We start from the raw sequence: 16,289 nt of genomic DNA, 5'->3' as shown, positions 1-16,289 counted from the left end.
GAGCCGGGCCGGAGTGGAGGTAGGAGCACCGATGAGCGCGCAGCCGAAGAAGGTCCTGGTCGCCAATCGCGGTGAGATCGCGGTGCGGGTCTTCCGGGCCGCGCAGGCGCTGGGCGTCGAGACGGTGGGACTGCGGGCGCGCGACGAGGACGGCGCCCCGCACGCGACCCGGTGCGACGAACTCGTCGTGCTGCCCGGTGCCGGCCCGGCAGCGTATCTGGATATCGACGCGATCCTCGCCGCGGCCGCCTCGACCGATGCCACCGCGATCCACCCCGGCTACGGATTCCTCTCCGAGCGCGCCGATTTCGCGCGTGCCTGCGCGGCCGCGGAGGTCACCTTCGTCGGCCCCGGCGCCGCGACCCTGGAACTGTTCGGCGACAAGGGCCGGTCGCGGCAGCTGGCCGCGGAACAGGAGGTGCCGGTCCTGCCCGGCACCAGCGGGCCGACCACGCCGGCGCAGATGACCGATTTCCTCGCCACCCAGAACGCGCCGATCATGGTGAAGGCCCTCGCGGGCGGTGGCGGACGCGGCACCCGGGTGGTCCGGTCGGCCGCGGAACTGCCGGACGCGTTCGCGCGCTGCCGGGCCGAGGCGCAGGCCGCGTTCGGCATCGGCGACCTGTACGCCGAGCGGCTGCTCACCGGTGCCCGGCACCTGGAAGTCCAGCTGGTGGGCGACGGTACGGGGGCGGTCTGCCATCTCTGGGACCGGGACTGCACCGTGCAACGCCGCCACCAGAAACTCGTGGAATTCGCGCCGAGCGCGGCGCTCCCCGCCGACGCCCGCGCGCGCATGCTGGCCGCGGCGGTCCGGCTGGGCCGCGCCGCCGGGCTGCGCGGAGTGGCGACAGTGGAATTCCTCGCGCTGCCCGGCGGGACGTTCTACTTCCTGGAGGCCAACCCGCGCCTGCAGGTGGAACACACCGTCACCGAACAGGTCACCGGGGTGGATCTGGTACTCACCCAGTTGCGCCTGGCGACCGGCGCCACGCTCGCCGACCTCGGCCTCGACCGGATCACCGAACCGCTCGGCACGGCGATCCAGATCCGGGTGAACGCGGAAACCCAGCGTGACGACGGCACTCCGATCCCCGCCGCGGGTACCGTCTCCGGATTCGAGATGCCCACCGGCGCCGGGGTCCGGGTGGATACGGCCGGGCGCCCGGGCGCGCCGGTGGATCCACGTTTCGACACGCTGCTGGCGAAGATCGTGGTGCACCACCGCGACGGTTTCTCCGCCGCGCACCGGTTGGCGCTGCGGGCCCTGGCCGAAACCACGATCACCGGTGTGCCGACGAATCTGGCGTTCCAGCGCGCGCTGCTCACCGATCCCGCGTTCGCCGCCGGTGACTACGACACCACCCGGGTCGACCGTGAGCTCGAACGGCTGCTCGCGCACGCCCGGGAACCGGCGCCCGGCATCGCCGACGAGCCGCCCGCCCGGTCCGGCGCCGCGCGAAGCTCGTTCGCCGGATACACCGGCGGCGAACGTGCCACCGATCCCGCCGGACCGCGCGGGTTCGCGGGCCGGACAGGCAACGTGGTCCGCGCCGGTACCGCCGGGGTGGTCGTCTCGATCGAGGCCGAAGCGGGACAGGTCGTCGCGGCCGGGACCACGGTGGCCGTGGTCGAGGCGATGAAAATGCACTATCCGGTCCGCTCCGAGTGGGCTGGGACGGTCGAAGCGATTGCCGTGCGGGTCGGTGACCACCTCGCCGAGGGCGCGGCTCTGGTGCTGCTGAGCCCGGTCGCGGGCGACGAAACGAGCACGGCGACCACCGAAGCCGGGCTCGACCCGGACCGTATCCGCAGCGATCTCGCCGCACTGCGCGAGCGCCGCGCCCGCCTGTCCGACGACGCGCGTGCCGAAGCGGTCGCCACACGCCATGGGCTCGGCATGCGCACCGCCCGGGAGAACATCGCCGCGCTCACCGACGACGGGCTGCTCGTCGAGTACGGCGGTTTCGCCGTCGCCGCCCAGCGGGCCCGGCGCGACCTCGCCGACCTGGAGGCCCGCACCCCTGCGGACGGTATCGTCACCGGCCTCGGGCGGATCAACGGTGATCTGTTCGATGCCGAGCGCAGCACTTGCGCGGTGCTCGCCTACGACTACACCGTGCTGGCGGGAACCCAGGGCTATTTCAGCCACCAGAAGACCGACCGGCTGCTCGACCTCGCCCGGACCCGGCGCTATCCGGTCGTCCTGTTCGCCGAGGGCGGCGGGGGCCGGCCGGGGGACAGCGATCCGCCGATGGTGGCGGGTCTGCACTATCCGACCTTCGTCACCATGGGCGCGCTAAGCGGGGTGGTGCCGACCATCGGGATCGCCGCCGGTCGTTGCTTCGCCGGTAACGCGGCCCTGCTGGGCACCTGCGATGTCGTGATCGCCACCGAGAATTCGACCATCGGTATGGCGGGTCCGGCGATGATCGAGGGCGGCGGACTGGGCGTGTACGCGCCGGAGGAGGTCGGCCCGATCGAGGTTCAGCGGGCCAACGGTGTGGTGGATATCGTCGTCGCCGACGAAGCGCAGGCCACCGAGGTCGCCCGCCGCTACCTCGCGTACTTCCAGGGGAAGGTGCCCGGATACGAGGTCGCCGACCAGCGGCGGCTGCGGCAGCTGGTGCCGGAGGACCGTAAACGCGTCTACGACATCCGGACGGTGATCGACACCCTTTTCGATATCGGCTCCGTACTGGAACTGCGCCGCGATTTCGCGCCGACCGTGATCACCGCACTCGCCCGGATCGACGGTGTCCCGGTCGCCGTCATGGCCAACAACCCCGCGGTGCTGGGCGGTGCCGTCGACGCGGCCGGCGCCGATAAACTGGCGCGTTTTCTCCAGTTGTGTGACACCTACGGGTTGCCGGTCGTATCACTGTGCGACACACCGGGTTTCATGGTCGGACCGGAGTCGGAACGCCAGGCCGCGGTACGGCATTTCCCGCGTCTGTTCGTACTCGGCGGGCATCTGAGCGTGCCGCTGGTGACGGTCGTCCTGCGTAAGGGGTACGGTCTCGGCGCCCTGGCGATGGCGGGCGGCGGCTTCCACAACACCGATATGATCGTCGCCTGGCCCACCGGCGAATTCGGCGGCATGGGATTGGAGGGGGCGGTGCATCTGGCGTCCCGCGATGCGCTGGCCGCCATCGCCGATCCGGACGAACGGGCCCGCCGGTTCGACGAACTGGTCGCCCTGGCCTATGCGCAGGGCAGCGCGGTGAACACCGCCGCACATCTGGAGATCGACGATGTCATCGACCCGGCCGATACGCGTGCCGTTCTGGCTGCGGCGCTGCTCGCGCAGCCCGGTCCGCCGCGCGACGGCTGGCGTAACAGCAGGCGCAGTACGGGTATCGACACCTGGTGAACGGTGCGCCCGGAGCAGGGCCCACGGAGCTCGTATCCCCCCTCATCACTGCTACCCCGGGACGGGTCCCGGCGCGGTGCCGACGGCTCCGGTGCGCGCCGGGCCGGAGAGCAGTTCCGCGAGTCGCGCGCTCATGGCACGGCCCGCGGCCAGCAGCGGTTCGGTGGAGCGCAGGGTGCGGCTCAGGACGAAAGCCCCTTCGAGTGCGGTGACGATACCGAGGATCAGCTCGCGTGCGGTATCCGGCGGCAGTCCGCGCTCGGCGAAATACTCGGTGCCGCCGGTGATCCAGTCGCCGATGATCTCGGCGAGGACCTCCCGGAGCGCGGGCTCGGCGTCGGCGATCTCCCCGGCGACCGTCCCCACCGGGCACATATTGATCCACCGGGTCTGCTCGATCTGCTCGGCCGCCGCGGCGAAAGCCGCCGGGAGGGCGTCACGCAGATCCGGGTAGGGGGTGAGCAGCAGCGGGATCAATTCGCCGTAGGCGGTGCCGGCCGCCCGCAGCGCGGCGGCGGCGAGTTCGGGCTTACCGCCGGGGAAATGGTGGTAGAGCGATCCCATCGGCACACCCGCCGACACAGTGATCTGTTTGACGCCGGTGCCGCTGTAGCCGCGGGTCCGCAGCAGTTCGGCGGTCGCGGTGATCAACCGGTCCCGCGTGCTGGTTGACATCTTCTCGGTCACCGTTCCAGACTAGAGCAATCACTCTAGAGCGATCGCTCGAAAGGGGTCAGCGGATGCCGACGGTACAGATTCCCGCAGGTCGGGTGCACTATGTGGAACAGGGGTCGGGGCCGCCGGTGGTGCTCCTGCACGGCCTGCTGATGAACCACACCGTGTGGGACGCAGTGCTCGAGCTGCTCCCTACCGGGTTCCGGTACATCCGGCCCGACCTACCGCTGGGCGCGCATCCGATCCCGCTCGAACCGGGGACCGACCTGAGCCTGCGCGGGCTGAACCGGCTCGTCGCCGATTTCCTCGCGGCACTGGACCTCCACGACGTGGTCTTGGTGCACAGCGACTGGGGCGGGGCCCTGTTCCTCACCGCCTACGGTCTGGACGACCGGGTCGGCCGGCTGATCGTGCTGCCCTGCGAAGCGTTCGACAATTTCCCGCCCGGTCTGCCGGGCAAGACGGCGACGGTCGCGACTCGTCTGCCCGGTGGTGTCGTTCTCGCCCTACGGCAGCTGCGGATCCGCCGGCTGCGTAGTCTGCCGCTGCTCTTCGGCTGGATGGCTCGTGACCCGCTGCCGGACGAACTCGTGCGTGGCTGGACCGAGCCGGGCCTGCGGGACCGTCGCATCCGCCGGGACCTGCTCGCCTATACGCGGTCCGGTTTCCACGCCCGCGAACTGATCGCCGACACCGAGGCGCTGCGCCGGTTCACCGGCGACGCCTTGATCCTCTGGTCGTCGGCCGGCAAGGTCATGCCCCGCGAGCACGGCCGCCGCCTCGCGGAACTGATCCCCCGCGCCCGGCTGGTCGAGATCTCCGACGCCTACGTGCTGTCCATGCTGGACCGGCCCGAGGCCGTCGCGGCGGCCATGACCGACTTCCTCACCACTGCCCGGGCGGGCAGCGAGCGGTGACCGGTGCCGGCCGGCACCGCTCAGCCCGGGATCCGCGGTGCGACCTCGGCGGCGAACAGTTCCATCGTCGCCGCGGCCTGTTTCGCGCCGACCATGAAGACCACCGCGTCGAAACCCTGCGCGGCACGTTCGGCGAGCCGGTCGGCCACCATCGACGGGGTACCGACGTACCCCTCGTCGAGCGCGAATGCCTCCGCCCCGAAATGGCGCCGGGCCCGGGCCGTCACCTCGGGTAGCTCGCCGGCATCCGCGGCCAGGGCCAGGACGGCCTGATGGGAACGGCGGATCGTGGCCGGGTCCCGGTCGATCCGCTCGCATTCGGCGTCCAGCAGCCCGGACAGCCGCCGCCGGTCCGGCAGACCGTAGGTGGGAATGTTCCAGACATCGGCGTAGCGGGCGACCAGCGGCAAGGTGTACTCCGGCCCGGTGCCGCCGATATGCACGGGAGGGCGCGGCCGCTGCACCGGGCCCGGCACATTGGGAACATCGTCGACCCGGTAGTGCTCGCCCGCGAAAGTGGTGCGCTCCCGCGCGAACATCGAGGTGATGATCTCCAGCGCTTCGGCCAGCCGCCCGGCGCGCTCGGCCGCCGGACCCCAGGCCAGCCCGGCCCGCGTATGTTCCGCGCCGATCGAACCACTACCGAGCCCGAATTCGAGGCGGCCCCCGGACACGATGTCGAGCGTGGTGGCCATCCGCCCCAGCAGCACCGGATGCCGGAAATTGTTGCAGAGCACCAGCGCGCCCACCCGCAGGGTGGATGTCGCCGTGAGCAGCGCGGTCGCGGTGGTCCAGGCTTCCAGGGAAGGGTGCTCGGGAAGTCCCGGCGACCACAGGTGGTCGTACAACCACAGGTTGTCGAATCCGGTGCGTTCCGCGGTCCGCGCGATATCGAGCAGGGGCGAGAATTCCGACACGATCTGCGGTACATAGATGCCGAACTCCACGCACCGAAGCTAACAGCCCGGCCACCCGCTCGGTGGAGGTTCGTGCCATCCGGACCGGCGCGCTGCGACGCCGGTCCGGACGGTATCGGTTCAGACCCGTTCGGGCCGCCACGTGGCGATGGCCCAGATGATCACGATATCGATGGCGATGATCAGGATCGACCACAGCGGATACCAGGGGATCCACAGGAAGTTGACGATGATGGACAGAGCAGCCAGGCCGATCCCGACGATCCGCGCCCACAGCGCCCCGGTCATCAGCGCCAGGCCCGCCAGGATCAACAGGATGCCGAAGACGATATGGATCCAACCCCAGCTGGTCAGGTCCAGTTCGTAGACATAGTTCGGCCCGGCGACGAATACGTCGTCGTTGGCGGCCGCCGAGATGCCCTGGAACAGGGTGATGAACCCGGCGACGAGCAGCAGCGCCGCCGCCGCGATGGAGGTGCCGGTCGCGACGGCCTGTTTGGTGGAATTATCGGCGGTCGATGCCGCATGTGCCCCGGTGGTGCCGGGCCTTCCGGACGTCGGTGCTGCGGGGTCGGTGGTCACAACAACTCCCTTCGGATGGGAGGGGCCACACCGGACCTCGAGAACTGATCGCCGGTGACGCCCTCATACGCCACACTTCGATTCCTTTGTCCTGATCGAAAAGTATGCCACCGGCCGGTGCGTTCGAACCCGTTCGACGACGAAACGGAACCGAGTCGCGACTTTCGGCGAAAAATATCCCGCGGGTTGTCGATCCGCCGGCCACCCCGTTCGACCTATGGGTGAAAGGGTCCAGGAGGGACCCCGAGACAAGGAGACCGAACCGTGAAATACATGCTGATCATGCGCGCCACCGACGAAGCCTTCGCCGCGATGGGCGATATCGACTTCACCGACATGCTGGAGACGATCGGCAAGTTCAACGACGAACTGATCCGGGCCGGGGTGCTGCTCGCCGCGGAGGGCCTCGAAGACGCCGCCGAGGGGGTCGTCGTCGACTATTCGTCGGCGGATCCGGTGGTGACCGACGGGCCGTACGGGGAGACCAAGGAACTGTTCAACGGGTACTACATCCTGAACGTCGCGTCCAAGGAAGAGGCCGTGGAATGGGCCAAACGGATGCCGATGACGGGCGCGGGTTTCAAGACCGAGATCCGCCGGGTCCCCACCATCGACGAATTTCCCCAGGACAATATCTGGATCCAGAAGGAGCGGGCCTGGCGCGAAGCCACCGGCCAGCTCTGACCGGCGGTCGTGACAGTGCACGAGGGCCGGGCCGCGGTGGCCGCGGTGTGGCGGATCGAATCGGCGCGGATCGTCGGTGCGCTCGCCCGCTACACCGGGGATTTCGGCCTCGCCGAGGATCTCGCCCAGGAAGCCCTGGCCGAGGCCCTGGTGACCTGGCCACGTGACGGGGTGCCCCGCAATCCCGCGGGCTGGCTCCTCACCGTCGGCCGCCGGCGCGCGGTCGACGGATTCCGGCGGCGCGCCGCCCTCGACGATCGGTACGCCGCTCTCGCCCGGGACCTGGGTGAGGGCGGCGTCGCCGCGGGCAGCGATCCCGCGGACCCGGCGCGAGGTGAGCAGATCCTGTGGGATCCGGACCGCATCGACGACGATGTGCTCGCCCTGATGTTCGTCGCCTGCCATCCGGTGCTCTCCCCGGAGGCGCGGGTGGCGCTCACCCTCCGGGTGATCGGTGGTCTCACCAGCGACGAGATCGCCCGCGCCTTCCTGGTCCCGACGGCCACGGTCCAGGCGCGGATCACCCGGGCCAAGAAAACCCTGTCCGCGGCGCGGGTCCCGTTCGAGATTCCGCCGGCCGCGGACCGCTCGGCCCGCCTGGCCTCGGTGCTGCGGGTGATCTATGTGATTTTCACCGAGGGGTCGTCGGCCAGTTCCGGTACCGATCTCATCCGGTTCGACCTGGCCGCCGAGGCCCAGCGGCTGGCCCGCGTGCTGAGCCGGTTGGTCCCGGACGAGCCCGAGGCGCACAGCCTGCTGGCGCTGCTGGAGCTGACCGCGGCCCGTTTCCCGGCGCGCACCGGCCCGGGCGGGGAGCCTGTCCTGCTGGAGGATCAGGATCGCCTGCGCTGGGACCGGTCGGCGATCCGCCGCGGGCGGGCCGCCCTGGCCCGCGCCGAACGGGCCCGGCGCGGGCTGGGCTTCTACGGGTTGCAGGCCGCGATCGCCGAGTGCCACGCGGTGGCGCTGTCGGTCGGGGACACCGATTGGGATCGGATCGTCCTGCTCTACGAAGCACTGGGCCGCCTGGCGCCTTCGCCGATCGTCGCGGTGAACCGCGCGGTGGCGGTCGCCATGGCGCGTGGGCCGGCGGCCGCCCTCCCGATCGTGGACGAGTTGGAGGCGGCGGGCGAACTCGTGAACACCCATCTGCTGCCCAGCGTGCGCGGCGAATTGCTCATCCGGCTGGGCCGGAACACCGAGGCGCGCGCGGAACTGGAGCGGGCGGTGGCGCGCTGCGCCAATGCGGGCGAACGCATCGTGCTGGAACGCAAGATCGAGTCGCTCGACCGATGCGGTGAGTAGTTTCCCGGTTCCGCTGCCCCGCACTGCGCGACGATGATGGACCCCGACCGGTGCGCGGGGCGCGGCGGCAGCGAGCGACGGGGTGGATATGGAGAAGAGAGCCGGGCGGCCCAGCGGTCTCGGTAAGCGGGCGTGGGTGACCACGCAACTGGTCCGGCGGGTCCTGCGGGCACTGGCGTGGTCGAAGTTCGTGCACGTCACCGTGATCGGACGGGAACTGGTACCTCGCACCGGTCCGGTGATCGTGGCGAGCAACCACATCTCCATGCTGGACGCGGTCTTCCTGTGGGGCGCGCTGCGCCGGCGGGCGGTGGCCATCGCCATGGCCGAACTCTGGTCGTGGCCGGTCGTGGGGTGGCTGGTACGGCGACTGGGGCAGATTCCGGTGGTGCGCCGCGACAGCGCGTCCGGACAGTCCGCGCTGGCCCAGGGTGAGCAGATCCTGCGCCACGGGGGAGTTCTCCTCATCTACCCGGAGGGCCGGCTGGTCGCGCCCGACGAGGTGGAACCGTACAAGCCGGGAGTGGCGAAATTGGCTCTGGCGACCGGAGTTCCGGTCGTGCCGGTGGGGACCGCCGGCACGGATGAGGTCATGCCCATGCGGCGGTTGCGCGGTGACCGTCCGGCCTTCGACCGGCGGCGCCGGGTGACAGTCCGTTTCGGCACCCCACTCGATCCCGCGGGATTCACGGACCCGGAGCAGTTCCTCGAACAGCTGCGGCAGCGGATCGAGGAGTTGCGCGCGGCACCGGCGTAAGGGTGTCGGCGTTGTCGCGTGGGGGCCGTGACAGGTGCGGGCACAGCAGCGGCGGCTCCCGGTCGAGTGGCCGGGCAGCGCGTCAAGGCCCGGCGGGGGACCGGCCGGGTTCAGGCGCGGGCCGCGGGTGACCGGTCGCGGACCTTCTCCGCCAGCTGAGCGGGCATCGGGTCGTGCCGGAGATATTCGCGGGTGAACTGGGCGACCCCGTGGGTGAGCGAGCGCAGTTCGGTGGCGTAGCGGACGAGCTCGGATTCCGGTACCTGGGCGCGGATCAGCGTGCGACCCCGATCGGCCGGTTCGGTGCCCAGTATCCGGGCGCGGCGCACCGACAGATCGGTCAGGGCCGCGCCCAGGTGCTCGTCGGGAACCCGGACCTCCACCAGCGCGATGGGTTCGAGCAGCGCCATCCGGCTGCCCGCCGCCGCGTCCCGCAGGGCCAGGGCTCCGGCGGTCTGGAAGGCGGCGTCGGAGGAGTCGACCGAATGCGCTTTACCGTCGAGCAGGGTGACCCGCACATCGACCAGCGGCCTATCGCTGCTCACCCCGCGTTCGGCCTGGGCGCGCACGCCCTTCTCCACCGAGGTGATGAACTGCCGCGGCACGGCGCCGCCGATGACCTTGTCCACGAACTCGATCCCGGATCCCTCGGTGAGCGGTTCCACCCGGATCTCACAGACCGCGTACTGGCCGTGCCCGCCGGACTGTTTCACATGTCGCCCGCGCCCCTCGGCCTGCTCCGCGAATGTTTCTCGCAGCGGGACGCGGGTCTCCTCGACGTCGACGTCGACGCCGAATCGGCTGCGTAACCGTTCCAGTGCGACATCGCGTTGTGCTTCCCCCAGCGACCACAGCACCAGCTGATGCGTCCGTTCGTTGTTCTCCACCCGCAGGGCGGGATCCTCGGCGACCAGCCGCGCCAGCCCCTGCGGCAGCTTGTCCTCGTCGGTCTTACCGTGGGCCCGGATCGCCGTGGGCAGGAGTGGTTCCGGCATCGGCCAGGGATCGATGAGCAGCGGGTCGCCGGTAGCGGAGAGAGTATCGCCGGTCCGGGCGTGGCCGAGTTTGGTCACGTAGGCGATATCACCGGCCACTGCCTCGTTCATCGGCCGCTGTTCCCGGCCGAACGGGGCAGTGAGTCCGCCGATCCGTTCGTCGTCGTCGTGCTCGGCGCCCGAGCCGTGCCCGCAGATGTGGACGGTGTCGTCGGCGCGCAGCGTGCCGGAGAAAACGCGGACCATCGAGACCCGGCCGACATACGGGTCCGACGAGGTCCGGACCACTTCGGCGGCCAGATCGGCCGTGGGATCACAGCGCAGGGTGATCGCTGTGGACCCGTCGGCGAGCCGCCGGGCCGGTACCGCGTGCTCGGCCGGGCCGGGAAACCCCGCGGTGATCAGGTCGAGCAGTTCGAGGGTGCCCAGGCCGTGCCGTCCATCGGCGGCGGCCGGCGCCGCGAACAGCACCGGATGGAAGCCACCCCGTGCCACCGCGCGCTCCAGGTCCGTGACCAGGGTGGCCAGCTCGATCGGCTCCCCGCCCAGATAGCGGTCCATGAGGGTCTCGTCCTCGCTCTCGGCGATGATGCCCTCGATGAGTCGCTCCCGGGCCTGTTCGGTGAGGGCCCGATCGGCGGGCGCCGGATCGACCCAGGTCCGCTCGCCACCCGAGTAGTCGGCCACCCGCTGTTCGAGAAGTTCCATCAGGCCGGTGGCCGGGCGGTGCCCGTCCGCGCCCGCCGGTCCGTACACGGGCAGATGGAGTGCCAGTACGTTGTCCGCCGACCTGCCGCCGAGCAGCGCTTGGCAGGTGCGGCGCAGTTCCTCGAAATCCGCGCGCGCGGTGTCCAGATGGGTCAGCACGATCGCCCGTGGCATTCCGACGCTCGCGCATTCCTCCCACAGAGCCCGGGTCGCCCCGCCGACGCCTTCTACGCCGTCGGCCGCCGACACCACGAACAGTGCGGCGTCGGCCGCCCGCAGTCCGGCGCGCAGTTCGCCGACGAAATCCGCGTAGCCCGGCGTGTCGAGAAGATTGATCTTCACTCCGTTCCACCGGACCGGCACCACCGACAACTGCACGGACCGGTGTTTTCGCTGCTCGATCTCGTCGTAGTCCGACAGCGAGGTCCCGTCCTCGACCCGGCCCGCCCGGTTCACCGCGCCGGTGGCCAGCGCCAGCGCCTCCACCAGAGTGGTTTTACCCGATCCGCTACTTCCGACGAGCGCCACGTTCCGTATGTTCTCCGGGCTCGTCACCCCGTTCGCTCTGACACCCATGACTCACCGTCCTCGGCAATCGGCATGCGGTCATCTATGAGCTTCCCACCGGTGCTGCCCGTGGTCCACGGTCTCTTCCGACCGGCTCCCCTCCCGCGGTGCCCGCACGAACCCCGGGGAGGTCGGCAGGGGGCTGCGACAGCCCGCCCGCAACGGCCCTAAAATAGGATTTTGAGCAGCATAAATAGCTATGTAACATCAATTTGTCCAAATGTGATCCACCTCCTAGTGGTGCGCCGGCCGTCCCCCGACCCGAGGAGTTCACATTGATCGAACCGCCCGGCGAGCACCGGCGCCGCTCCGGGAAACCCCCGGCCCCCGCGTACCGGCAGGATCCGTACGCCGGCCCCGCGCCTGCCGGTCGCCGGTCCCGGCACGGGCGCTCTCGATGGCCGTGGGTCGTCGCGGGGCTCGTCCTGACGGCCCTCTGTCTGGTCGGAGGGTGTGTCGCGGTGGTGGCGGGGATCGCGAACGAGGGCGGCGAGGACGCCGACCGCGAGGTCGCGGTGAGCTACGAGGTCGAGGGCACGGCCGGCGAGGTCTCGATCACCTACCTCGGTCACGACCTCGGCATGGCCCGGGAAACAGCGGCCGGACTGCCGTGGCGGCGGGATGTGCTCATCGAGAGTTTCGGCACGATGGTCTCGCTGATCGCGGTCAACGACGGCGACGGCGGGGAAGTGACCTGCCGGATCCTCATCGGCGGCCGGCTCGTCTCCGAACAGACCTCCACCGGTCCCTACGCGTCGGCGGGGTGTTCGGGGGCCGCGGGCGGGGAGTAGGCCGCGGGTCTCCGGTGCCGCACGGTCGATCATCGCGCTCGGACCGCGAGGACCCCATCTCCGAAGCCTGCGCGACAGTGCTTTCGGTCGACGAACGGCGGATCGGGTACAGACCGACCCGGGTCCGGCGCGGATCGACAGGTCAGCAGCGCGGCTGGAACGGGTAGCAGACCGGCGTCGCCGGTGGCGCGGGGCGCGGCGGCGGTTGCGGGACCCCCGCCGCGGGCTGCGGCGCGGGAGCCGGGACCTCCGCGACGGAGCTGGTCTGTTGCTGATTCCCGGTTTCCCGGGGTGCGGGCGCGTCGCCACCGCCGCGGGCCACCAGCCACAAGCCGCCACCGAGAACGGCGATCACCGCGAATGCCGCCGCGGTCTGCCAGTGCGCCCGGCGCCGTTCGGTGGTTTCCGGCTCCGGGAGCGGTTCGGTCACCGGCCGGGGCTGCGGTTGCGGTTGCGGTTGCGGTTCGAGGGGCGGCGGTGGTGGGGCAGCCGGTGGTTCCGGCGGGCGGGCGGGGTCGGCCGGGGCCGCCGTGGACGGGCTGTCCGCCTCGACCGCGGGCGGCGGAACCGTTTCGCGGGCCGGCGCGGACAGCGGCGGCGGGACGGCACGGGGAGGGGCCGGTACCGGATCCGGTGCGGAAGGCGGAAGCGGAAGCGGTTCGATCGCGGGAAGGGCCGAATCCAGCGGGAAACCCTCCTCGGCCAGTTCGGCGATGGTGGTGCGGTCACCGTATTCGAGCGCTTCGATCACCGCGTAGGCCTGTTCCGCGGTCCAGACGACGGCGCTGCGGTGATGGGCGCGATGGAACCAGGCGCGCAGCGGATTCTGGGTATTGCACAGCAGCACATCGCAACCCGGTGGCGGTGCCGACTTCTTCTCGAGCCGCATGGTCGATCCGCGCGGCGGGAGCACCACCACGAGACCGGTGACGAAGGCGCTCCCGCCCACCTGCCCGGCGGCGGCCTTCAGTTTGAACACCCCGTCGCGAACCTGGTCGTAGGGCGTGGTGTCGTTGTCCCGCACGCTGACCGGGTCGCCCGCGGAGCCCGGAACGCGCCAGCGGCTGTTGGTGGTGCACTGCAGGACGCTGCCGGTGACCTCGGGGTCGACACCTTTGATCTCCCCGACCACGGTCGTGTACGGGGTGATGATAACCAGGTCCACCTCCTGTCCGGAGATGAAGCAGTTCGTGATCGCGACTCCGGGAACCCGGTAGTCCCCTTCCCATTTCCGGAGCCAGCCGACAACCCGTCTCTCCGCGCCCGATCTGAGTTTGTCGGTGATGACGAGCATCCCGAATCCCCCTCCCTGTCGCCGGTGATGTGGACACGATATCGGTAGTCGCGCCGCCCGGACGCGAAACCCTTTGCCACAGTGAGTCTTCATCCCCGGTGCACCCGTCCGGCCGGGCCTCCTACCTGCATCATCAGCGCCGGGTATTGCGGGGGCGGCCCGACGTACGGTATTCGACTTCAGGGAGCGCCGACGGTGGCGGCACCGATTCGGCCGTCCGTCGTGGTGGCGTTCGCCCGCGCTGCACCGCAGCCGGCACGAGGCCGCACGGAGGACCGCATGCTGTTCGAAACAACCACTGAACAGGAGTTCTTCCGTTCCACCACGGCGAAGTTCCTGACCACCCGGGCACCGGTGGATCAACTCCGCCGGTTCCGCGGCGACGCCGACGGGTTCACCGCCGATTACTGGCGCCGCGGCGCCGAACTCGGGTGGACCTCGCTGCTGGTGGGCGAAGACCGCGGCGGCGGCACGATCAGCGGCCGGCCCGTCGCCGATCTCACGCTCGTGGCCTACGAATTCGGACGCCATGCCGCCCCCGGCCCGCTGGTGCCGGTGAATATCGTGGCCGCCGCGCTGTCCGATACCGGTGCCCATCCGGCGGTGCTCGCCGAACTGCTGTCCGGAGAATCCGTCGCGACCTGGTGCCACGCCGAACCCGCGCCGCGGCACGGCCTCGGCGCGACCGCGCTCGAGATCCGCGACGACGGCACCGATCTGGTGCTCGACGGCGTGAAGCAGCCGGTCGAATCGGCCGCGGCCGCGGGCCGGCTCCTGGTGACCGGACGCTACGCCGGCCGCCTCGCGCAGGTCCTCGTCCCCGCGGAGACGCCGGGCGTCTCGAGCACGCCGCTGCGCTCACCCGACCTGACCCGCCGGTTCTCCCGGGTGGTCTTCGACAATGTCCGGGTGCCCCGGACCGGGCTGGTGGGCGACATCGAGACCGCGGCCGGCCGGATCGAACGACAACTGGCCATCGCGCTCGTTCTGCACTGCGCCGAAACGGTCGGCGCGATGCAGACCGGTTTCGAGATGACTCTCGACTGGGTGGCCGACCGCTATTCCTTCGGTCGGCCGCTGGCGTCCTATCAGGCGCTGAAACACCGTATCGCGGATTTGAAGTCATGGCTCGAGGCCGCGCATGCCATCGCCGACAGCGCGGCCGCCGCGATCGATGCGAACAGTCCGGATTCGGGCATGCTGGTGGATGTCGCGCAGGCGTTCATCGGCCACCACGGTCCGGAACTGCTCCAGGACTGTGTCCAGCTGCACGGGGGAATCGGGCTGACCTTCGAACACGACCTGCACCTGTTCCTGCGCCGGGCCACGGTCAACGGAACACTCCACGGCACGCCGGCCGAACACCGCCGCCGGATCGCCGACCGTCTCATCGAACAGGAGTTCCCGGTATGACCGGCGCCATCGAAGACGTCGAGAGCTTCCGCCTGCGGGCCCGGGCCTGGATCCGGGCCGAACTCGGGCCCTACCGCGCCGAAGCCACCGCCGGGCTGCGGAAGGTCGCGCGGGAGGAGGAACTCGCGGCCGTCGCCTACGACCGGCAACTCCAGCGCGCGTTCTACGAGGCCGGGTTCGCCGGTATCGCGATCCCGGTCGAATACGGGGGCCGCGGACTCACCGCCGAACACCAGCGGGCGTTCACCGGCGAACTGGCCGGCTACGAGTATCCGTCCCGGTTCCAGGTGCCGACCCTGTCGCCGTGCGCGGCGGTCCTGCTCGATTTCGGCACCGAGGAGCAGAAGCGCCGCCATATCCCGGCCATGCTGCGGGGTGAGGAGATCTGGATGCAGTTCCTCTCCGAACCCAGCGGCGGTTCCGATGTCGCGGGTGCGGTGACGACCGCCGTCCGCGACGGCGACGACTGGATCCTCAACGGCGCCAAGATCTGGACCACCGGCGCCTGGTATTCCGACTGGGCGCTGTGCCTGGCACGGACCAACTGGGACGTGCCCAAACACCGCGGCCTGACGGTGTTCATGCTGCCGATCCACCAGCCCGGTATCGAGGTGCACCAGATCGAGATGCTCAACGGCGCCCGCGACTTCTGCCAGGAATTCCTCACCGACGTGCGGGTGCCCGATACCGACCGGATCGGCGCGGTGGACGGCGGCTGGACGGTCGGGACCCGCTGGATGTACCACGAACGCCTGCTGTCGGAATCGCCGTATGTCACCGTGCCCGAGAAACCCGCCCTCTCCGACCGGTCCCCGGCCGAGATCGCCTACCGGGCCGGAACCGTCGACGAGCCGGGAGTCCGTGATCTGATCGGGGAGGCCCATATGCTCGAGGTCGTCGGCACCGAACTCCAGCGGCGGCTCGGCGCCGGTATGGCGTCCGGCCGTATCTCCGACCAGTCCGCCGCCATCGGCCGATTGTTCCGCGGTATCGCCGAATCACGCCGGGCCACCATCGAATACGAGATCGCCACCGCGGGCGGTGCGATCTGGACCGACGAGTTCGGCGGTATCGGCGATGTGTTCCTGATGCGGCAGGTGAGCTGTATCGGCGGCGGCACCACCGAGATGGCCCGCAATGTGATCAGCGAACGCGTACTCGGGATGCCCCGCGAGGCGCGGTCGGACCACGATGTCCCGTTCCGGGACGTCCCGCGCGGCGGCCGGCGCCCCGGCGCGTGACGAACCGCCCGGCCGGCCTCGTCGCCCGGCGGCGTGATCCCGCTCCTGGGCCGCGTCGCGTTCCCGCCGA

The 16,289-nt window shown here is 70.5% G+C and carries 13 protein-coding genes; 8 read left to right on the top strand and 5 right to left on the bottom strand.

The window, feature by feature from the left end; genetic code table 11:
- The first annotated feature begins 31 nt into the window (after positions 1-31).
- Positions 32-3,373, top strand: coding sequence for an acetyl-CoA carboxylase family protein (locus IG75_RS0110205; RefSeq protein WP_030520958.1), 3,342 nt, complete (start codon positions 32-34; stop codon positions 3,371-3,373).
- Positions 3,374-3,424: 51 nt separating this feature from the next.
- Here the strand turns inward: IG75_RS0110205 and IG75_RS0110200 are convergent, their stop codons facing one another.
- On the bottom strand, positions 3,425-4,048 hold the full coding sequence (locus IG75_RS0110200) for a TetR/AcrR family transcriptional regulator (RefSeq protein WP_036513446.1): 624 nt from the start codon (positions 4,046-4,048) through the stop codon (positions 3,425-3,427).
- A 65-nt stretch (positions 4,049-4,113) separates the two neighbouring features.
- Here IG75_RS0110200 and IG75_RS0110195 point away from each other — a divergent pair, with 65 nt between their 5' ends.
- The gene (locus IG75_RS0110195; protein ID WP_030520956.1) at positions 4,114-4,965 is read left to right on the top strand and encodes an alpha/beta fold hydrolase; all 852 of its coding nucleotides are present in this window, start codon (positions 4,114-4,116) and stop codon (positions 4,963-4,965) included.
- Between the two features lie 20 nt (positions 4,966-4,985).
- Here the strand turns inward: IG75_RS0110195 and IG75_RS0110190 are convergent, their stop codons facing one another.
- Both IG75_RS0110190 and IG75_RS0110185 read right to left on the bottom strand, forming a co-directional pair.
- A complete protein-coding gene (locus tag IG75_RS0110190; protein WP_030520955.1) occupies positions 4,986-5,912 on the bottom strand; it encodes an LLM class flavin-dependent oxidoreductase in 927 nt (308 codons plus the stop codon).
- A gap of 90 nt (positions 5,913-6,002) precedes the next feature.
- Positions 6,003-6,353, bottom strand: a complete 351-nt coding sequence (locus tag IG75_RS0110185) for a DUF7144 family membrane protein (protein ID WP_156058856.1) — start codon at positions 6,351-6,353, stop codon at positions 6,003-6,005.
- A gap of 375 nt (positions 6,354-6,728) precedes the next feature.
- On the opposite strand from IG75_RS0110185, the gene IG75_RS0110180 reads away from it, so the two are divergent.
- The 3 genes from IG75_RS0110180 to IG75_RS0110170 all read left to right on the top strand — a co-directional run bounded on the left by IG75_RS0110180 (position 6,729) and on the right by IG75_RS0110170 (position 9,210).
- The gene (locus IG75_RS0110180) at positions 6,729-7,148 is read left to right on the top strand and encodes a YciI family protein (protein WP_030520953.1); all 420 of its coding nucleotides are present in this window, start codon (positions 6,729-6,731) and stop codon (positions 7,146-7,148) included.
- A 9-nt stretch (positions 7,149-7,157) separates the two neighbouring features.
- Positions 7,158-8,453, top strand: a complete 1,296-nt coding sequence (locus IG75_RS0110175) for an RNA polymerase sigma factor (RefSeq protein ID WP_030520952.1) — start codon at positions 7,158-7,160, stop codon at positions 8,451-8,453.
- An 88-nt stretch (positions 8,454-8,541) separates the two neighbouring features.
- Entirely contained in the window at positions 8,542-9,210 is a 669-nt protein-coding gene (locus IG75_RS0110170; protein ID WP_051714513.1) for a lysophospholipid acyltransferase family protein, read from the top strand.
- A gap of 110 nt (positions 9,211-9,320) precedes the next feature.
- Here IG75_RS0110170 and IG75_RS0110165 read toward each other — a convergent pair whose 3' ends face one another.
- Entirely contained in the window at positions 9,321-11,489 is a 2,169-nt protein-coding gene (locus tag IG75_RS0110165; protein WP_030520950.1) for an elongation factor G-like protein EF-G2, read from the bottom strand.
- Positions 11,490-11,755: 266 nt separating this feature from the next.
- Here IG75_RS0110165 and IG75_RS0110160 point away from each other — a divergent pair, with 266 nt between their 5' ends.
- Complete coding sequence (locus tag IG75_RS0110160) at positions 11,756-12,271, top strand: MmpS family transport accessory protein (protein ID WP_051714459.1); 516 nt, start codon at positions 11,756-11,758, stop codon at positions 12,269-12,271.
- Between the two features lie 142 nt (positions 12,272-12,413).
- Here IG75_RS0110160 and IG75_RS0110155 read toward each other — a convergent pair whose 3' ends face one another.
- Positions 12,414-13,565 (bottom strand): nuclease-related domain-containing protein, encoded by a 1,152-nt coding sequence (locus IG75_RS0110155; protein WP_030520948.1) that lies wholly within the window; start codon positions 13,563-13,565, stop codon positions 12,414-12,416.
- A 279-nt stretch (positions 13,566-13,844) separates the two neighbouring features.
- Here IG75_RS0110155 and IG75_RS0110150 point away from each other — a divergent pair, with 279 nt between their 5' ends.
- Positions 13,845-14,978, top strand: a complete 1,134-nt coding sequence (locus tag IG75_RS0110150) for an acyl-CoA dehydrogenase family protein (RefSeq protein ID WP_030520947.1) — start codon at positions 13,845-13,847, stop codon at positions 14,976-14,978.
- Positions 14,975-16,219, top strand: coding sequence for an acyl-CoA dehydrogenase family protein (locus IG75_RS0110145; protein ID WP_030520946.1), 1,245 nt, complete (start codon positions 14,975-14,977; stop codon positions 16,217-16,219). Before IG75_RS0110150 ends, IG75_RS0110145 begins: the two co-directional genes overlap by 4 nt.
- Positions 16,220-16,289: the final 70 nt, after the last annotated feature.

The sequence above is a fragment of the Nocardia rhamnosiphila NBRC 108938 genome (genome assembly GCF_000720425.1).
GTDB lineage: Bacteria > Actinomycetota > Actinomycetes > Mycobacteriales > Mycobacteriaceae > Nocardia > Nocardia rhamnosiphila.
The sequence above is the reverse complement of the archived record's forward strand: the minus strand, read 5'-3'. Positions and strand labels throughout refer to the sequence as shown.